14 protein-coding genes are annotated in these 18,536 nt (G+C 47.7%); 2 read left to right on the plus strand and 12 right to left on the minus strand.

What is annotated here, in order from left to right; translation table 11 throughout:
- Positions 1-154 precede the first annotated feature (154 nt).
- The 7 genes from BN1360_RS18225 to BN1360_RS18255 form a co-directional block, all read right to left on the minus strand.
- Complete coding sequence (locus tag BN1360_RS18225; protein ID WP_068781265.1) at positions 155-655, minus strand: DUF4358 domain-containing protein; 501 nt, start codon at positions 653-655, stop codon at positions 155-157.
- Positions 656-659: 4 nt separating this feature from the next.
- Positions 660-1,799, minus strand: coding sequence for a DHHW family protein (locus tag BN1360_RS18230; protein ID WP_068781266.1), 1,140 nt, complete (start codon positions 1,797-1,799; stop codon positions 660-662).
- A 12-nt stretch (positions 1,800-1,811) separates the two neighbouring features.
- The gene (locus BN1360_RS18235; protein ID WP_068781267.1) at positions 1,812-3,218 is read right to left on the minus strand and encodes an MBOAT family O-acyltransferase; all 1,407 of its coding nucleotides are present in this window, start codon (positions 3,216-3,218) and stop codon (positions 1,812-1,814) included.
- 36 nt (positions 3,219-3,254) lie between these two features.
- Positions 3,255-3,926 (minus strand): SGNH/GDSL hydrolase family protein, encoded by a 672-nt coding sequence (locus BN1360_RS18240; protein WP_068781268.1) that lies wholly within the window; start codon positions 3,924-3,926, stop codon positions 3,255-3,257.
- A 183-nt stretch (positions 3,927-4,109) separates the two neighbouring features.
- Positions 4,110-4,961 carry a polysaccharide deacetylase family protein gene (locus tag BN1360_RS18245; RefSeq protein WP_068781269.1) on the minus strand — a complete coding sequence of 284 codons (852 nt, stop codon included), beginning with the start codon at positions 4,959-4,961 and terminating at the stop codon, positions 4,110-4,112.
- Positions 4,962-5,098: 137 nt separating this feature from the next.
- Complete coding sequence (locus tag BN1360_RS18250; RefSeq protein WP_068781270.1) at positions 5,099-6,913, minus strand: sensor histidine kinase; 1,815 nt, start codon at positions 6,911-6,913, stop codon at positions 5,099-5,101.
- A complete protein-coding gene (locus tag BN1360_RS18255; protein ID WP_068781271.1) occupies positions 6,910-7,587 on the minus strand; it encodes a response regulator transcription factor in 678 nt (225 codons plus the stop codon). Before BN1360_RS18255 ends, BN1360_RS18250 begins: the two co-directional genes overlap by 4 nt.
- Positions 7,588-7,813: 226 nt before the next feature.
- Between BN1360_RS18255 and BN1360_RS18260 the strand changes: the two genes are divergently transcribed.
- Positions 7,814-8,989 carry a serine hydrolase domain-containing protein gene (locus BN1360_RS18260; RefSeq protein ID WP_068781272.1) on the plus strand — a complete coding sequence of 392 codons (1,176 nt, stop codon included), beginning with the start codon at positions 7,814-7,816 and terminating at the stop codon, positions 8,987-8,989.
- 239 nt (positions 8,990-9,228) lie between these two features.
- Here BN1360_RS18260 and helD read toward each other — a convergent pair whose 3' ends face one another.
- From helD to BN1360_RS18280, 4 genes are all read right to left on the minus strand, one after another.
- On the minus strand, positions 9,229-11,634 hold the full coding sequence (gene helD / locus BN1360_RS18265; RefSeq protein ID WP_068781273.1) for an RNA polymerase recycling motor HelD: 2,406 nt from the start codon (positions 11,632-11,634) through the stop codon (positions 9,229-9,231).
- A gap of 478 nt (positions 11,635-12,112) precedes the next feature.
- The gene (locus BN1360_RS18270; RefSeq protein WP_068781274.1) at positions 12,113-12,439 is read right to left on the minus strand and encodes an AzlD domain-containing protein; all 327 of its coding nucleotides are present in this window, start codon (positions 12,437-12,439) and stop codon (positions 12,113-12,115) included.
- Entirely contained in the window at positions 12,430-13,161 is a 732-nt protein-coding gene (locus BN1360_RS18275) for an AzlC family ABC transporter permease (protein ID WP_068781275.1), read from the minus strand. Before BN1360_RS18275 ends, BN1360_RS18270 begins: the two co-directional genes overlap by 10 nt.
- 69 nt (positions 13,162-13,230) lie before the next feature.
- Positions 13,231-14,118: a helix-turn-helix transcriptional regulator gene (locus BN1360_RS18280; RefSeq protein ID WP_068781276.1), complete on the minus strand. Its 888-nt coding sequence runs from the start codon at positions 14,116-14,118 to the stop codon at positions 13,231-13,233.
- A 128-nt stretch (positions 14,119-14,246) separates the two neighbouring features.
- On the opposite strand from BN1360_RS18280, the gene BN1360_RS18285 reads away from it, so the two are divergent.
- Positions 14,247-14,849: a DapH/DapD/GlmU-related protein gene (locus tag BN1360_RS18285; RefSeq protein WP_068781277.1), complete on the plus strand. Its 603-nt coding sequence runs from the start codon at positions 14,247-14,249 to the stop codon at positions 14,847-14,849.
- Between the two features lie 407 nt (positions 14,850-15,256).
- Here the strand turns inward: BN1360_RS18285 and BN1360_RS18290 are convergent, their stop codons facing one another.
- Positions 15,257-18,514, minus strand: a complete 3,258-nt coding sequence (locus BN1360_RS18290; RefSeq protein WP_068781278.1) for a hypothetical protein — start codon at positions 18,512-18,514, stop codon at positions 15,257-15,259.
- Between the last annotated feature and the right edge of the window lie 22 nt (positions 18,515-18,536).

An 18,536-nucleotide genomic window follows, 5' to 3' on the forward strand; every position in this document is an offset into this window, starting at 1 on the left:
TCTCGATCTATTATCGCAATTATCCACCTAATAAAAGTATTTTGCAATAAAAATTCTTTGACACTTTTAAACAATAAAGCGGCAAACGGTAAAATCAATAAAATCTTTACAAAAAAGGGAGCTGTCAAGCCCCCTTATGTTTGTAAAATTTGCCTCAAAATGCATCGTCAAACGCACGCTCTATTTTGTCCGCCTCTTTGGAAACGGCGAACAAGACGAAAGGTCCCTTCGTTTTCAGGACATGATGTTCTACCCAATAATATTCGTCTGGCCGATAATCCTTGAATTTTATTTTCTGCGCATCGATTCGCTGTCGAATCTTAGCTTTGACGCTCTCGGCTTGACTGGCATCCTTAAGCTTGACGATAACCAATTCATCCGCTCTTACATTCGATGTTGAAATATAAAGAATAAAATCATCCACATTGTCCGCATTCAGCTTATACAATTTCTGCAGCTTGGTCCGATCTCCCGCTTTCAGGTCCTTCAAGCTCACAGCCTGTTCGATGCTTGCTCCGATTTGAGCGGCCGACAAATGGTCAGCCGTCCTGCCATCCTGGCCTGAACATCCGGTAAGCACGTAGATCGCAGCGATAATTACCAGTACCAGTACTACGGGGAAAAAACGGCTTCTATCCTTCCATGGTCTTCTCATACTATCACTCCGATAAATCATTTATTGATGGATCTTCAAAAAATGTGTTCACATTATAAAGCAGCAGCATGTCATCGATGTCGTGCTCATTTACGAACGTCGTTAACTCTCCGTCATAGTAACGCAGGTCTACCACATCAATTTCGCTAAAGTGCGGCAATAAGAACGGAATGAAACTGTTGGCATACGAATCTTTAACTACCAGCAGCTTTTTCCCGTCCGGATGAGCCGTTTGGATATGGACAAGCGCATGATTGCCATTCAGAAACACAGCATATTTATCCTTCTTTTGAAGCTGTTCCATTGCATATAACGTATCCGTGCTTCTCTGTTCATCGACATAGGTTACAGTATAGTTCTCCGGATCCTTCGGCAGATACAGATCTATGCTGTCGGGAGGCAAATGCCTGAACCCGCTCTTGGAATACAATGAACCATAAAAATTGGCGGATGCTTGGCGGATGCTATAATCTTCCTTACGCTGAGGTGTCAACCCCATTTGCCTGCAAAGCTCCACGTAGGCGATATAAGCACCTTCGGTCGTCCAATGATGATCTGTTTTATAAAATATAGGCAGCTCCCGTCCTGCATACAAAGCGGGAAACACATCAAGAAAATGAATATGGGACGGCAGCAAACGCCTGACTTTGCCCAGATAAGCTTCTTCATCGCCAACGATGGCATATCTCGGGAGCTTATCTTTATACAGAGCCGCTGCTGTTGGAACCAGCATCACAAACTTGTTCAAGCCGGGTGTGGCTTGATCAAACGCCTGAATAGCGTCCGCTTTCTCCTGCAGCTCCTCTTCGGTCGGGGGGATAAAATTCTGAATCAAATACCCGTCCTGGCCCAGATATATTCCGTTACTCTCCTTTTTCCCCGTAATGCGATCCGTATCGGTTTTCACACCGATCCAAATATCCCTATAAATAAATTGGTCAGACATGTATTTCTCAAAATCGGAAGTAAAGGTTCCCGACATTAGTGTTTTCAGTGAGAAAGCCGGCAGCTGCTCCAGCATCCGGTTCTCCGCTTCCGAGAATTCTCGGTCCGATGCCATAAGATTAAACGTGCTAACTACTCCTATAAAGAGCAGGAGCGATAACGCCAGCAATTTCCGATGGGTTTTGATAGGTTCGTCCATGGCCGCTCCCCCTTAAAATCGAAAATACAAAAATGGATTGTAGGTTTCATTTACTAAATAAGCGGTCGATAAAGTTATGAACAGAAGATAGATCAACGGAACAGTAATTCTGCCGGCGATCTGCCATTTCTCTTGCATAGACGATAAAATCTTTGCGGGAAACGGAGTGGCACAGAAGGCCAATACGACTAATAATATAGCATTTGTTGATAAAGCATAAAGCGCCTGCTGATCCGCCCAGCCATGCCCGCCGAAACCGAACATCACAGCGATGAAGCGTCCGGCGGATGTCAGAGTGTCCATTTCGAATAATACCCAGCCGATGATCACAACCAGCAGCGTATAGAGATGAGCGACAAAAGCAGGTCCGCGCTCCATCCACTTTAGCAGCAGCAATTTCTCAATCATCACGAAGAAACCGAAATACAGCCCCCACACGATAAAATTCCAGCTGGCTCCATGCCATAAACCGGTTAAAAACCATACAACCAACAAATTCCGCAGCTGCTTCCTCAGCCCTGACCTGTTACCGCCAAGCGGAATATACACGTACTCCCGAAACCATGTGCCCAGCGAAATATGCCATCTGCGCCAGAATTCCGTCACACTCCTGGAGATATAAGGGTAGCGAAAGTTTTCCATAAAATCGAAACCAAACATTTTGCCAAGTCCGCGGGCCATATCAGAATACCCGCTGAAATCAAAATAGATTTGCAGTGTGAACGCAATGATGCCAAGCCAAGCAGATAACACCGACAATTGTTCGATCGGAGTGGCTTTGACGCTTGTCCACAATAGCCCCATATTGTTGGCTAAGAGCACCTTTTTGGCGAGACCTCTGATGAACAGCTCCGCCCCTTCGCCAAATCGATCCAGAGTCACCCTGCGGGAATCGAGCTGCCTGGCGATATCTCCGTATTTCACGATGGGACCGGCAACCAGCTGTGGGAACATCGTCACGTAAGCGCCAAAAGAGATAAAATTCCGCTGCACCGGCACTTTATCCAGATAGACATCAATCACATAAGACATCGTCTGAAAGGTGTAGAAGGATATGCCTACCGGCAGAGGCAAATCAGCGGCTTGGAGATGCAGATGGAACAGCTGGTTGAGATTGTCGACCACAAAACCGGCATATTTGAAAAATCCAAGAATCCCTAAACTCCCCGTCATAGAACCTATAAATATTGCCCTTGCAAGGGGCTTACGATGCCTATACTTATCGATCAGCAGCCCATTGAAATAATCAAACACAGTTGAAAATAACATAATCAGAATATATAAAGGCTCGCCCCATGCATAGAAGATCAGGCTAACTATAAGCAGGACAGCATTTCGAAGCTTCCTGGGCGATAGATAATAGATCAGAATGGTGAACGGCAGAAAGAGGAATAGAAAGATCAGGCTGCTAAAGACCAATATTCACACCTCCAAACAGATGGACCCGTTCTCATGCTATTTCACTTGATCCTTCAGCAGATCCAGCAATTTTGTATAATACTCGGGTTTAAAATGAATGCCGTCCGAATCGTACAAAGCGTCAGAGCCGCTTGTGAATAATGGGGACAGATCAACAAATCCGATGTTCTCCTGCTCTGCCAGCTCTTTTAATGCCTGGTTATAATCGCTGATGTTGTTGTATCTCGGCTCTTGCTTGACTGCTTTGGCAGAAACCGGGGTTACCGTCAGAAGCGTAATTTGCGTTTGCGGCAGCTTTTCCTTGATCCTGGCGATCAGCTTTGCATAGTTCTGTATCGAATATGCTATGGGGTTGTCTACAGGCCACAGAATGTCGTCCGATCCCAATTGAATATACACTTGCTTCGGACTCCGCTTGGTCAATTCATCGATATCTTCTAATGCAAACTCCGCCGTCTTGCCTGCACCTGCCAGCACATTTTCCTGTTTGAGAACGTCATAGAAGGATAACCCCTCGGTAATGGAATCTCCCATAAATACGCTATTTTTATAGATGGTTTGGTACCGTGTCTCGGTTAATCCGCTTGAATTCATGGCCTGCCCCTGAGCCACAGTTGTCGACTGCTGCTGTTCTGCGAGACTATTTCCGCATGCTGCCAAGCTGAGTGCAAGCCCCCCCAGAAGCACTATCATCATCATTTTTCTCATAGCTTAAATTCCTCTCTTTCTTTAATTTCAGAGCTTTATGGGCTCTGCTCTGTACAGTAAGGAGCCCTGCCCTTTTCGGCAATTAGACTTGTTCTTCCGGAACCAAGTGTAATCTCTGGAGATAAAGATAAAGTGCAGATCATATCAAAATCATTTGGAGAATTGCTAAAGCCAAGGCTACTTCTACAAACGATGATCCTTTTGAAAGTTCATAGGGAAATGCTGGTGATCGCCGTAAACCCTAAAGCGGTATCCTTCTTCTTTGTAGAATTCAATGATCTCCGGAAGAACCTGCAGCGTCTGCAGCTTTTCATGCATCAATACAACTTCCAAATCAACCTTGGTCGCTTTTTTGATGTTCTCCACAATCTGTTCCGGATGATCCTTCAGTTTCCAGTCGTTTGATTCAATGGTCCAGTCCCAGATTTTCATTCCTTCCCGGGCAATTTGGTCGCGCAGCCCCGTATCGTCCAACCCAGGCACTGAACCATACGGCGCACGCACCAAAAGTGGATGGGTACCTGTAATCTCATGGATCAGCGCCAGGTTGTCTTTCATCTCGGATACGAATTGTCCCTCTTCATACAGCTTCTTGTATTGATGGGTCATGCTGTGTCCGCCGATGTAATGTCCCTCATCAACCGCGCGCTTCACCGTGCTTTGCAAATCCTTATGCCGCAGATTGCTTCCTTGCATAAAAAAGGTCGCCTGGACGCCATGCTCCTTTAAAACGTCAAGAAACTTACCTGTCCATTCGCTCGGACCATCATCAAACGTTAAATAGACGATTTTGCCCTCCGGCCTGGCCTCCCCGTCTTTCGGATCAGCCTTGCTCACCTTGCTCGCAAGTTGTTGGTACACCGGCTGCTCCCCTTGCTGCTCCGCAATCGCGGCTGTATTGAGCGGCAGTATCCATCTCAACAGGGCCAAACCAAACAAGCCGATGGCTGCAAATATAACTATTTGCCGCCTGCGCTGCTTAGCTCTTTTTTTTCTTTCTCTCCAACCTCGATCCAGATTTGTTCTTGCTGTCATTTTCAATCCATCTCCTCTCCCCATGTAAAAAAGAATAAGAGAGAGAGATGTAGAAGAAGTGCAGATCATGTCAAATTCATTTATAGAATTCGATTTCCAGCAGGTAACAAGTGCAAAAAAAGCGCAGAACCGAAGTTCTACGCTTTTTTATTTAATTGAAAATAAAATATCACCCCGTCGGAGGTGTTAATTGCGCCATAGGGCACGCCGTGCATCTCCAGGATTTTCTTGGAAATGGCAAGGCCTAAGCCGGTGCCGCCGGCCAACCGCTGGCGGGAAGGCTCCCCGCGATAAAACCGCTCCCAGATCTTCTCCAGTTGCTCGTCCGGAATGCGTGTCCCTTTATTTTCAATGCAAATTTTTACGGTGTCCCGATCCTCCAAGAGCCTGATGAGTATGGATTCCCGCTCCGGTGTATAACGAATCGCGTTGCTGAGGAAATTGACAACGACCTGCTCAATCCGGCGCTCATTGGCCATCACTTCGATTGGCTTCAGCCACGTATTCAAATGCAATTGCTTCGCCTCGATGTCCGTAGCCAACTTCTCACATACCCGATCGATAACGGCGTCGATATAAAAGAAATCCATAGCCATGGTATAAGTCCCCGACTCATATTTGGCCAATTCCAGCATGTCCACGATCAGCAGATCCATTCTTTTCACTTCGTCCTCCATCGCCTGGAAATAATAATCCCGTTTATGGCTTGCTACCCCATCCTTCATAATTGCCAGGCAGCTCTGGATAACGCTTAGTGGAGTTTTCAACTCATGGGATACGCCGGAGATAAACTCTTTTCTCGTATTCTCCAGCTGCTTTTCCTTCTCGATGTCCTGCTCAAGTCGAAGAATATGGGAGTGCAGGCGTTCGGAGAGCACGTTAATATTACGCGACAAATCCCCGATTTCATCTTTCGTTGTGATCGGAATTTTCTCCGAAAAGTCAAGATCGGCCATTTGCCGTGTGGTACGGTTGATGCGCAGCAGCGGTCTAGTGATCTGACGGGAGTAATAGAACGATGCCAGCACGACGAGAAGCAAAGTGGCAACAATGATGTACACATAATAATTTTTGATCATCCCGGCGGCTTCATTAACCGGCTGGAGTGACGTCATCGCGAACAGGTATGCGGGATTTCCGTCGCGATCTTGAATGCGATTCACGAAAATTTTGTAATTCACATGGTTTTCTTCATAATCGATGATCCGATTGGCATTTTTACTATCCTCCAAGTCGCCGTACAGTAGATCCGCCTGGAAAGCCAGGACACGATCCAGCATCAAGTGATTGGTGTAACGCGAGACACCTGCCCCTTCCGGTATCCGAACCTTTGTAATGGTCCCTTTGATCAGAAATGTGGGATATTTCTCATGATATTGGATCGGGTTCTCATACCGGGTGACGATCTCGTATTCCTTTTTCACCATGTGTCGGTTTTCCAGGTGGCTCTCGTCTCTTAGGTTGGGATTGCCCATCCTCTGGATCACCGGTTGACCGTTCATGATCAAACCTTCCATAGCGATTTCCTGCCCTTCCTGAATCCAAGGAGTGAGGAACGGGTTATCGCTGCCGAAGTCCTCCACGTTGATTACACTGTATAGAGGGAGGGTCATGGTTTGATTGGAGAACATAATCTCATCCGAAGGGGCCAGCTTAATCTCCATGCTGAAGTCGTCGGTATATTTTAAATTTCCCCGGGTGTCCACGGTCGTAATCCAGGTGTTATACTTTTGATAAAAATCTTGCTCCAGCTTTGCCATCCCCTGTGTGTCCGCTGCATTATTCAGGTAGTTCTGTTCATAGGTTTGAAGCGCCGCGTTCACGTCCTTCACTTTCTGATGAACATAAAACTGCTTGAAAAATACGGTTTGCAAGGTAAAAATAACGGCAAGAATGAACAAGCATAACCCCGTCGTTAATAGAAACAGCTTAAGAACAATGCCTTGTTTCATAGCTTCTCCTCAAATTTATAGCCGGACCGAACAATCGTGGCAACGTGCTTGGCACGCTCCCCCAACTTGGCACGCAAATTACGGATATGGCTGTTAACGGTGCGATCGTCACCGACGAAATCATACCCCCAGATCTTTGTAATCAGCTGTTCTCGGGTAATAATAACGCCTTTGTTTTTCATCAGATAAGCTAGAATTTCAAATTCCGTATGCGTCAAACTGCAGTTTTCCCCATCTACGTTAACTGTCCGGGACGGAAAATGAATGGAAATACCGCTGGCGGATAATGTATCGTCTTCTTGCTCCCGATTCTGTTTGCTCTCCAAAAGCCGCTTCGCCCGTGCCAGCAAGATGGGAGGGCTGTAGGGCTTGGTTACATAGTCATCAGCTCCCAGTTCAAACCCCAGCAGGGTATCGTCCTCATCCGAACGGGCTGTTAACATAATAATTGGAACATTAGATCTTTTTCGAATCCGTTTGCATACGGACCATCCGTCCAGTTCTGGGAGCATTATATCGAGTATGATTAAATCTACTGCATGCGATTGGAACAACTCCAGCGCCTGCTTGCCGTCGCCAGCCTCAAGCACCGCGTATCCTTCTTCCAGCAGATAATCTTTCATCACTTCCCGTAAAATAGGCTCGTCTTCCACAATCAATATCGTGCTTGTCATATAACTACCTCACCCTGTTTTTCTTGCCTCCCAAAAGCTTGAGACTTTTTTCCATTCTCCATATGAGTATAATTGGATGCTAGCATGTTTTCAAAAACCAAACAAATGCACTCGGGTGTTATTTCTTCTATACAACCGTCGCGAAAGCGCTTAATATTTTCTATAGTAAATGGCTTTACATACGCTACGCTGAAGTGAACTTATTCGTGAAGGGGTCATTGCAAACATGCTGGAACTGAAATTAGCCAACCAATTGAAAAAAACGCTAAAAGCAAGTATTGATCGTCAGGAAATCGCCGGTGCGAACTTTATGGTAATTAAGGATGGAAATATGGTTTTTTATCATGAAGACGGCTTGGCCGATATTGAATCGGGACGCCCGATGACCAGGGATTCTATCTTTCGCTTATATTCGATGACAAAGCCGATTACCGCCACTTCCGTCATGATGCTGCTGGAACGCGGGGAGATCGATTTATTCGATCCGGTAAGCCGCTATATTCCAGGATTTAATAACCCGCAGGTCGAGAACAACGGTGAATGGGTACCTGCCAGTCGCGAGGTTAATATTCATGATTTGCTGAACATGACATCGGGATTAGTATATGGTGGAACCGATCAGGCTGGGCAATATACCGAAGCACTGTTTCAAGAAATGAACGAGCGATTGTATGGTAAGAATCCCATGAGCACCCTGGAGTTCGCGAACCGCCTGGGGCAGGGCCCCCTTTCGTTCGAGCCAGGATCGAGCTGGCAATACGGAGCATCGGCGGATATCCTTGGCGCAATTGTAGAGTCGGTCAGCGGCATGCGATACGGCGAGTTTTTGCAAAAGGAAATTTTCGACCCATTAGAGATGAAAGATACCGGATTTTGGCTGCCTGAGGAAAAAAGATCCCGCCTGGTGAAAACCTATCAGGATGATGGTGCAGGCGGCTTGAAGCTGTTTGCGGAAACCCATCTGGGAATACAACATCAGATGGATCAGCAGCCCGCATTCGAATCTGGCGGAGCGGGTCTGGCGTCTACAATTGACGATGCCGCCCGGTTTACAACGATGCTGATGAATCAGGGAAGCTGCAACGGTATTCAGCTATTAAGGCCAAGAACTGTTCAATATTTAACTTCAGCGGCTCTCACGGACTGGCAGCAAAAAGGCTTTGATACATGGCATACTTTCCACGGCTATAGCTATGGCAACCAAATGCGCATCATGACCAACCCGGAAAAAGCCGGATTGATCGGCAGTTCCGGCGAATATGGCTGGGACGGCTGGCTTGGAGCATACTTCTGCAACAGCCCTCAAGACGGTCTGACCATCCTGTTTATGATCCAGAAAAAAGATGCCGGTACGATGGCGATTACACGCAAGCTGCGGAATATCGTGTTCAGCGGTTTGTAAATTGTGTTGATTTAATAAAAGATAGACTTGGTCGGTGAACTGGCCAAGTCTATCTGCATAAGGAAACTTTCTCAATATTCTCCACCTGATTCCCAGACTCATTGAATGGATAATCCTCTAAGTCGGCCCATTTCATCTGAGTTGCGGTTTTCTGCGATCTTTCAGCCTGTAACGGACAATTTGGTCCATTACAAGGGCTGCATACCCAAAATGGAGCGCTAAACGGACACTTTTGACCATTAAGCGTATAAATTGCGGTTTATGTTCTCCACAAAGGGCGTCCAATCGCCAGTCGAGTAGAGCAGCAGTTCATGCATGGCCCGCGTACAGGCGGTGTATAGAAGCTTGCGATCATTGCCGCGGCTATAGGCTTGAGACGAGGCTTCATAGATTAAGACGGCGTCGAACTCAATCCCCTTGGCCAGATATACGGGAATGACCATCACACCTTTATCAAACTGTATCGTCTGCTTCGTAATCAGCTGCAATTTTAGGCTTCCTTGTGCCTGCAATGATTCAAAGGCTGCACGGCTTTCCGCCGCTGTCTTCGTGATAACGGCAATCGAGTCATAGCCTTCGGCTTGAAGTACCGCAATATCTTGCAGTATCTGCGCATCACGTATCTCCCCGCCTTCTAATCTGGCAAGAATCGGCTTCGGTCCCCTTCTGTCAAACGGCACGATCTCCGACTCTTCCGGGAGCAGTTCCTTTGTGAACTCTACAATCTCCCGTGTTGAACGATAACTTCTCATCAGGCGGATCAAGCTGGTCTTATCTTCCCCATAAAGCCTGACCAGCGGCGAATCATCCCCATGCAATCTTGTAGACTGCGTGAAGATCGCCTGCGCAAAATCGCCGAGCACCGTCATGCGGGCACGAGGAAACAGCTTCTTGAGATATTCGTATTGAAATGCCGAATAATCCTGTCCTTCATCAATGAAGACATGGCGGATCTCCGTGTTCGTCCGAACACCCTCAATCAGTTCTTTTAAATACAAGTATGGAGTCGCATCCTCATAAAACAATTCATTCTGACCCAGCTTCTCTCTGGTTTGCCGGCAAATTTCAGACCATAGAGCAGGAATCTCCCCCTCTTGCGTCTTCTCTTGATAATGCGCTTCCGCTTCAAACAATTGGTCGTATAACCCCCGGACATCTATAAAAGATAATTTCTTCACGTTTTGTCTTACCGGTTTGAAGTTCTGCTTCACAATCCTCTGGCTAAGCGATTTTTTCTCCTGCTCGGCAAAGTCGAAGTCACCTTCATCTTTCCGGCGCTTTTTGCTTATGATCTCGTACACTTCCGCATAACGCTCGGCAATATCAAACACTTCCCGATCCCTATGCAGCTCGCCGAAAACTTCCTCATATTGTTCAATGTCAAGATATTGGAGTTCCTCCTCTACCCAGCAGGCTTCGCGTTCTTTGCGTTCCAGAATCGATAGCTCCTTCATAAGCCATTTCTGCAGCAGATCGATCCGATTGGCCAGGCTCAGGGTAAAGTCATAACTGTAAAATTGCGTGCTTATCTGCTCCGCAGTGATCAGATCACGGTCGCGAAACCGAATACTTTTAAAGAGCATTCCCTCCTGCCCTAGCCACAGGGCATAATTCTGCAAAGCTGTCAAGAAAGCCTCCGAAGCCTTGTATTTCATTCCCTGAAGCCGAGCCTCGTACTCCGGCATTGATTGTGCGGTCAGCACATATTCGATCTGATCGAACGGGTCCTCCAGGCGCAAGGATGAACCCAGCCAATATTCGAGGTACTCCTGGAAAGTCGTCTGCTGCATATTCTCCTCCCCCAGCTCCGGAAGTACAGAGGATACATAGCTGTTAAAGATCGGATTCGGCGAGAAAAGAACGATCTGATCGGCCTTGAGTGTATCGCGGTTCTTATACAATAGGTAGGCTGCACGCTGCAAAGCCGCAGAGGTCTTGCCGCTGCCGGCAGCTCCCTGCACAATAAGCAGCCGGCTGTGATCGTCACGAATGATCGCGTTCTGCTCCTTCTGAATCGTCGCTACGATGCTTTTCATTTGCGAGTCCGCGCCTTTAGACAAGACTTGCTGGAGCAGCTCATCACCGATCGTAACATTCGCATCAAACATGTTGCGGATTTGTCCATTTTGAATCTGATATTGCCGCTTCAACTCCATCGATCCCGTAATCCTGCCAACAGGCGTGTCATAAAAGGCCGTACCGAGGGAATGATCGTAGTAGAGACTGGCAATGGGAGTGCGCCAATCATACACCAGGAAGTTTAGTCCATCTTCTTCAACGAAAGAAGCTACACCGATATAGATATGCTCCGTCAAATTCAAGCCGTCCTCTTGAAAATCGATGCGTCCAAAATAAGGTGAGGGCAGCAGCCGATGCAAGCTCTTCCATTGCTGGCTGAGCATGCGATGACGGCGCTCCCGCTCGGATAAAACTGCGGCTTGCTGATTAATGTTATGGAAGGTCTCCTCAAAGTCCTCATCCGAGCTTGTGTTGACCGTTACTTCTTCCCAGAAGTGCCTGCGCATCTCCGAAGCCTGCTCACGCGTCCCGGTAACCTCCGGCTCCAGTTCGTCGATCCTTGCTTGCAGCTTCTCTCTAACCTGATCCAGTCGCGCCTGCTCTATCTGCCATTCCTTCGCTTCCATATTCTTCTGAACACACTCCTTTTCATTCCGAAAAATGGGCATTGACAAATCAGAAGTCACTGGTGTACAATAAAATTAGGAATAGTAATTATAATAATCAGCTTTACTTTGATTTGAAATGCGCTATTGATTATATCATAGCGTTTTTAGTGTTTCAATTTATTTATTTTACTTGGTCATTTGACCAAGTTTTTTGTTTGACGAAACCCGACCGGCCTGAAATTTCTCGTCCCCTTCAAAGTTTGGGTTTACCCCTGATAAACCTGAAAAAGAGCATTGCCAAAGTTTCGCGATGACACAAAAACGAATGCCCAATTAAAGGCATCCGTTTCTTTTTTTTCAAATCTTTCTCTAAATCCTGAATGAATATAATTCTCTACTTTATAAAGTGAGCGTCCTACCTTGTTTTCAGTTCAACCTTACCTAAATAGGAATTGCCCTTCAAAACAGATCCTGACAGCGATCACAACTTCGCCTTTCAGAAAATGAAACGCAACACCATGATAGAAATAATACCGACTACTACAGTTCCTAGTAAACTCCGCGTGAATTTAGCCACAATGAAAGTTGGCAAGGCCGCCAATAACTCCAGGTTGCTGTGTAAGGGAGACAATTCTCCATTCTTCATAAGCAGCTCTTGTCCGACCAGCGCCGCCATGACGGCGATTGGAACATAATTCAACCAGCGCATTCCCCAATCCGGTATTTGTATGCGACTAAGCACAACAAGCGGAAGCACCCTTGGAATGAGGGTAACAATGGATGCCCCGATAATAATCAGAAGAATTGACCATCTTACTTCCATTTTTCCACCGCCATTCCAATTGTCGAGGCAATAATTGTAGCTATGATGACGCCTACACTTCCTGAGGTCAGCAGGGATACGCCTACAACAATGATCACTGCGCTTACAGCGACCACAATATCTACAGCCACTTTAGAACGGCTGACCATCAGCAGAACCAGCAATCCAATAAACATGGCTGGCAAGGCAAAGTCCAGACCAAATTTCTGGGGATCTGTAATCCACTGTCCCAAGAAGGCTCCGGCAATATTGGCGATGACCCAATTCAGATATGCGGTTATGTTTAGGCCGTGCATCCATTGATCACTGATGTATGTCTTGTTCGCGGTCTGAGCCATGGCAACACCAAATGTCTCATCGGTGAGCAAGGAGCCTATTAACATGTTCTTCAAGGGAGATAAATGGCGAAAATAAGGCGATAATGCCGCACTCAATAAAAGGTGCCGAAGATTCACAAAGAATATCGTAAAGATAATAGCCGAAGCGGAGCCATTTGCCGCCACCATCCCGGCAATAATAAATTGAGCGGAGCCAGCATAGACTAGCAAGCTCATCAGGGTGATCTCAGTGATGCTTAGTCCTGATGTTTTTCCCAGCACTCCGGCAGCAAATCCGATGCTCAAGTACCCCAATAAGGTAGGAATACAGTCTTTTACTCCCTGTAAGAAGCTCTCTCCGCTAACTTCAACCCCATGTTGCTTGATTTGCAAATTCTCTTGCATCTTATGATCCTCTCCACCTTTTCTCTATCTGTGTCTTCATTATAATAGAAAAACGGCCGATTTTCCGAGTTAATTACTAGTTATTGTTTTTCTGTACTCAGTTGGAGAGACTCCCCATGTTTTTTTGAAGGTTTCAGCAAAATAACTTGAACTATTAAACCCGCAGGCAGCGGAGATTTCTGTCATATTAAGACTATCATTAGTCATGAAGTCTACACTTTTTTGGATACGGTAGCTGGCAAGGTACTCTATCGGCGATTTTTTCAAAGAATTTCTAAATAAAGTACAGCATTTACTACGGCCCACAGATCCAGCAGCAGCGATCTCTTGCAAACTGATATTTTCGGCAAAATGGGATTGAATGTACCCCAGCATATTTTTAAGAGCGTTCATATCCCTGGAGTACTCTTGGTGCAGTCCATGATAGCCAACCGTATTCTGATATAATAGTAAAAATAATAACTCAAACTGACTGAGGGCCAGAAGCTCATAACCTTCCACTTGTGCATGACATAGCTCATACAGCTTTCTGATATAATCAAGCGCCTCCTTTTGCCAGACAATTTCCTCTCTGAACACAATGGCATTGCTCAGGTGATCCTGTAATAACGGCCGAATATATTTATTCTCTATATGAGAATTCCGCACCAGCAGCTGAGGGCTAAGCAATAACACGAGAAAATCGCAGTCCTCCTCCTTATGTCCATAGCCGTAGTGCAGCCGATTTGAGTTCACAAAAATACCTTCCCCTTTTTGAAGGGTATAGTTCTCCCCGTCCACAAAGTAGTTCATGGAGCCATCCAAAACATATATAAACTCCAAATCGATATGCCAGTGGCAGCTCGCGCTGCGATTATAAAAATAAGATAATTTGGATCGTCTCGTACGAATAGGAAGATAAGGTGTATCGTATTCAATGATTTCCGACAGATTTTCAGCAACATTCAGCTGTGCCATATTGCCCTCCCAAAATACGATTGTTATATAAATATGGTTAATTTCGATATAATCGAAAATTATTATGCACTATAATTATAAAATAATTCAATAAGATATCAATTCTGTGCAGAAAGAGGGTCGTAAGCATGTCTCAACGCGACAATATAAAAAATGGAAAGCTTTTTACGGATATGGGGGAAGGATTGCCGGAGGAACGCCTAAAAGGAAAAGAACGGGTATATGACTTTAACCAAACCAGACCCTCAGAGGCAGAAAAAAGAGCCGCCTTGGCTCATCAGCTCTTTGGGAGTTATGGGGCGAATTGCTGGATCGAGCCTCCCCTGCATATTTGTTATGGCTCCCATACGTTTATTGGAGACGGTTTCTATGCCAATACGAACTTGACTATTATAGATGACACGACGGTTACGATCGGCAAGGGCGTCTTAGTCGGGCCCAATGTAACGATATGTACGGTAGGGCATCCCGTTGATCCGGAATTGCGGGCGACCGGGCAAATGTATGCCTTCCCTGTCGTGATTGAAGATGGCGTATGGATCGGAAGCGGCGCCATTATTAATCCTGGCGTAACGATTGGCAAGAACAGTGTCATTGGCGCAGGAAGCATCGTCACAACAGATGTGCCTCCCGGTGTAATCGCCGTAGGGAACCCGTGCAGAGTGCTGCGTGAAATTAATGAAGAGGACAAAATTTACTATTATAAGAACCGGCGAGTAGAACCCTCATGAGCCTCTTGGTGAGAGACCGAAGCATCTACAAAAGCTTTTTCAGCTTAACGCTGATTATTGGTCTGCAAACACAATTACGATACAAAGCGGCAGAGATACAACCTTCGTGATATATAATGAGTTTATCTTGATGTGGCTGCTAATTTTGCTGGCCTCACTGCGGGGAGCATTTATGTTTAACTTCTCACCGGTGTTCATTTTTATAGTTCTTAAAAGCGATCAAATGCTTAAGTGCTTTTGTAGAGCTGGTCAAAGTAAATCGATCAAGTGATGGAGCACTCACCGAAGCGAAGTGGAATGGTAAGAGAAGAAAGAGGCAGCCGGTTTCCCGGCTGCCTCTGATTGCTTTAAATCCATATCCCGTTGCGTACATATCTCTTCATCACCCGCGGACAGAATCCTGCTCTTTACTGCACCAGTTGTGCGTGGCGGAACAAGGCAGGGTTCTTCGGCGTAGTGCCGACTCCCGAGCCCCACTGCAAGAAACCATCGCGAGAATCGCCACTGGAGCCCTGGTCATCGTCATTTACCAGGAATGATATGCCAAGGGGCTGCATCGGCGGTCCATTAAATCCAAGCGAAGCCCACGGGACGGAGATGACGTAATGCATAGTGCTGCCATCTTGAACGATGTCCGCTTGAGCGCCAGGGGTTGGGCCCGGCTGCTGGCCATCCGGTGCCGCGAAGGTGTAAACGGACGGTCCACTGTCGAGAAGCGCCGCCCCGATTTCAACGCGTTGCCCACCCTCCTGTCCTGGCACCCGGTCGTAAGTGCTGAACTGGATGGAATCGGTCTGCCATAAGGCGTCGGGCGCGCGCGCGCCGAAATGCTTGTCGTCCGTGATCACAGCGTCGATGATAAGCCCGTCGCTGTTATAAGTGATGCGCAGCTGCCCGCTGAGATCGCTGTTGCTGCTTCGCGTCCCGGAGAGCGACACCCATGCCGCTTGCGACGCCAGGTCGATGGCAGGCAATGTATATTGGTCCGCAAGCTCAATAGGCGAGTAGGATATCGATCCGGCTGAAATGTCCGAACCGTTCCCGCTGGCAACGGTCACACTATAGCTCAAAGCATCAAATAACGGGACATCGGGGAGCGGAACACGCATCGAGACCATTCCATTCGCAGCGATCTGAACCGCATCCGTCAGCTCCCCGGACACCGGACCGACTTGGTAGGTAACCTGGGTGGCCGTGAAGGCTTGGTTGCGATTATTTTTCAGATCAAGATCGAGAAAATAGCTTCGGGATGTTGCCTTCGATGTGATTGTTGGCTGAACGCTGATCTCGAACGGCTTTACGACATGGGTGGTTGCCCTCAAGCCGGCAACAAGGCTTGGCTCGTGTTTGTCCTTGCCTCCCTTCCCCGGCTTCACCTTCGTCACATCCACGGCTATGGTTCGCTGACCCAGGAGCAGGGACGCAGGGACATTGATAGTGGCGCTTGTTGCCTTGCCCGGGGAAGTGCGAAGCTTAACAGGTTGTGCCCCGCTGGCAATAAGCGTCAACTCATTAGGAAGGTCTGTCTTAGGGTTCGAACGATCTGCCGTCACCGTCACAGAGATCGCATCTCCTTTGATCGGCTGTCCGACAACTTTCATCGAGAGCGCTGATTGTGTTACGCCCAAGCTGTCAACTTCGCCGGTGACGTAAATCGGGCTGCCGTTGAGCGTGAGAATGATCTTGCCGTTAGTCGGATTTACCGTTTTTATCGCCCCGTATTCATTCGTGACGATCAGAGGCTGGGTAGTGTTCAGAGCAGCGCTTTCACTGCCGGTGGACCACATGACTCGAGTTGTAGAACCTCCTCCCGTATACGGATATGAGTAGGCGGTATCGGAGCCGAGACTTTCGCGAGCTTCAATACCCTTTCCGGTTACCGCACGAATAAGCACGGCGTTTGTAACTGCCCCAGGCTTTGGGGCTACACCAACTACACCATCCACAGGTTGCCTGAACAGTCCAAAGTGATGCTCTCTGTTATTGGGGTCCGTCCCGTCATCCATAGCCGAGTACCAGCTGAAGACATCTACGCCTGCTGCCCTTGCCAGCACCTGCGCACGCACCAGATTGTCCGCCTGCTGCTGCTCCGTAGAGGCAGCGGCATAAGTTGGCCAGCCGTTCTCGGTTATCCATACAGGAACATGCCGATCCCCAGCCTCCTGCTTCACCTGCTGTACCAATGCAGGCAGCTTCGACACCAGCAATGTGCGCTCGGGCGGGGTATTCGCTCCCTCGAGAGCGTACCCGTAGACATTCGTTGCAAAAGTATCCATGTATTTGATACCGTTAGCCGCAAAAAAGGCATTATTCCAGTTATCGTCAATGGTGGATGGAATCGGGCCAATAACGTTCGCGTCGGGATTTCCTTCGTGAATCGGTCCATACATAGCCTGAAGCATCTGTACATAACAGGCTGCGGAAGTGCCGCAAGCCCCGTTGTTAAAGCCGGTGCCATTGAACTCGTTATAGACGTTGAAATCGCTGACCTTGCCTTTGTAATGCTCGGCAGCAGCCTTCCCGAACTGGCCGAATGCGGCCAGCCCCTCCTCGGAACTTGGTGTTTTACCGTTGTCATAATTGGCGTTGCTGTAGGCCAGAACCCCCTGGGGAGTCATACCAAGTTCAAGAGCTTGCTGTGATCTGGCTTCAAAATCATATCCGGCCCAGTTGTACACGCCTGGCTGCTTTTCAATTAACGACCAGTTCACATCGCTTCGAATGTGACCGTAACCGATGGTCGCCAAAGCGTTCATCAGCCCGCCTTCCAGCGCTTTGTAGTGACCAAAATGAGTGTCGATCCCAAAAAAGGAATCGGGACTCAAGGCCCCGGCTGGCGTCGGGGTCACAATGCCAAATGTGGTGGTGCGCGTTATCGGATGATCGTCAATGACGCTGGAGAAAGTGAGATTGTAGAATCCCGGACCCAGATCCTGTACGGATAGCGGAGCATGTCCGTTGGCACCCACAGGAATGGATCCCGTGCGAAGACTCGCACCCTGATCGTCTGCAATTTCATAGGAGACCGAGTCACCCACCGTCCCGAAGTCCAGGTTTGCGGATTGGGTGGTGAAGAGCAGGCTCGGATTCATTACGGATAGCGTTGGAGTCGTCGCAAAGGTCACCTGGATTCGCGCAAAACAGATTTCTGGCATAACGCCATTGATACTGTGAACGCGCAGACGGAAATCCGCACCGTTTGTACGATTGGCGAACTTGATTCCTTTCAGCTCAAAGATTTGGTTCTTCCAAGTCTGACTGCCGCTGGTGGGCATCCATGGAGTAGCTTGGTACGCGTTGTTTTGGCCGTCGTATTCAATGGCTACCGTCGTTGCCGCTGCGTCATAGTAGTCCACAGACACAATCGCATAGGTTGCGTCAGCAGGTTTTACTGTGCTTTCGACATCGACATACAAGTAAGGATTTAGCGGATCTTGCGATGTTGTCCAGCATGCCGTGCCCTTCCTGGTCGTCGCAGCATGTGTCGGATCTTTGTCCGCATCCCCGGGCCAAGCCCTGTTAACCCCTTGGTATATCGGGGGCGAGCTGAGAATAACCTCGGCCTGAGGCTGGGCAGCGGCGGCCCGAGGCGCCGCCCCCGGAATAATACTGACGGATACCAGCAAAACAAGCACCAAACGGATCATCCATTTTTTCATGAACATGACTTTTCACTCCCTTATCTTG

The organism is Paenibacillus sp. GM2 (genome assembly GCF_900069005.2).
In the GTDB taxonomy this organism is placed as follows: Bacteria; Bacillota; Bacilli; order Paenibacillales; family Paenibacillaceae; genus Fontibacillus.

What these genes read in the sequence shown, in the direction of transcription:
- BN1360_RS18290 (WP_068781278.1), bottom strand. Translation starts at nt 18,514, where the DNA reads ATGTTCATGAAAAAATGGATGATCCGTTTGGTGCTTGTTTTGCTGGTA.
- BN1360_RS18285 (WP_068781277.1), top strand. Translation starts at nt 14,247, where the DNA reads ATGTCTCAACGCGACAATATAAAAAATGGAAAGCTTTTTACGGATATG.
- BN1360_RS18280 (WP_068781276.1), bottom strand. Translation starts at nt 14,118, where the DNA reads ATGGCACAGCTGAATGTTGCTGAAAATCTGTCGGAAATCATTGAATAC.
- BN1360_RS18270 (WP_068781274.1), bottom strand. Translation starts at nt 12,439, where the DNA reads ATGGAAGTAAGATGGTCAATTCTTCTGATTATTATCGGGGCATCCATT.
- BN1360_RS18240 (WP_068781268.1), bottom strand. Translation starts at nt 3,926, where the DNA reads ATGAGAAAAATGATGATGATAGTGCTTCTGGGGGGGCTTGCACTCAGC.
- BN1360_RS18245 (WP_068781269.1), bottom strand. Translation starts at nt 4,961, where the DNA reads ATGACAGCAAGAACAAATCTGGATCGAGGTTGGAGAGAAAGAAAAAAA.
- BN1360_RS18255 (WP_068781271.1), bottom strand. Translation starts at nt 7,587, where the DNA reads ATGACAAGCACGATATTGATTGTGGAAGACGAGCCTATTTTACGGGAA.
- BN1360_RS18230 (WP_068781266.1), bottom strand. Translation starts at nt 1,799, where the DNA reads ATGGACGAACCTATCAAAACCCATCGGAAATTGCTGGCGTTATCGCTC.
- helD (WP_068781273.1), bottom strand. Translation starts at nt 11,634, where the DNA reads ATGGAAGCGAAGGAATGGCAGATAGAGCAGGCGCGACTGGATCAGGTT.
- BN1360_RS18260 (WP_068781272.1), top strand. Translation starts at nt 7,814, where the DNA reads ATGCTGGAACTGAAATTAGCCAACCAATTGAAAAAAACGCTAAAAGCA.
- BN1360_RS18225 (WP_068781265.1), bottom strand. Translation starts at nt 655, where the DNA reads ATGAGAAGACCATGGAAGGATAGAAGCCGTTTTTTCCCCGTAGTACTG.
- BN1360_RS18250 (WP_068781270.1), bottom strand. Translation starts at nt 6,913, where the DNA reads ATGAAACAAGGCATTGTTCTTAAGCTGTTTCTATTAACGACGGGGTTA.
- BN1360_RS18275 (WP_068781275.1), bottom strand. Translation starts at nt 13,161, where the DNA reads ATGCAAGAGAATTTGCAAATCAAGCAACATGGGGTTGAAGTTAGCGGA.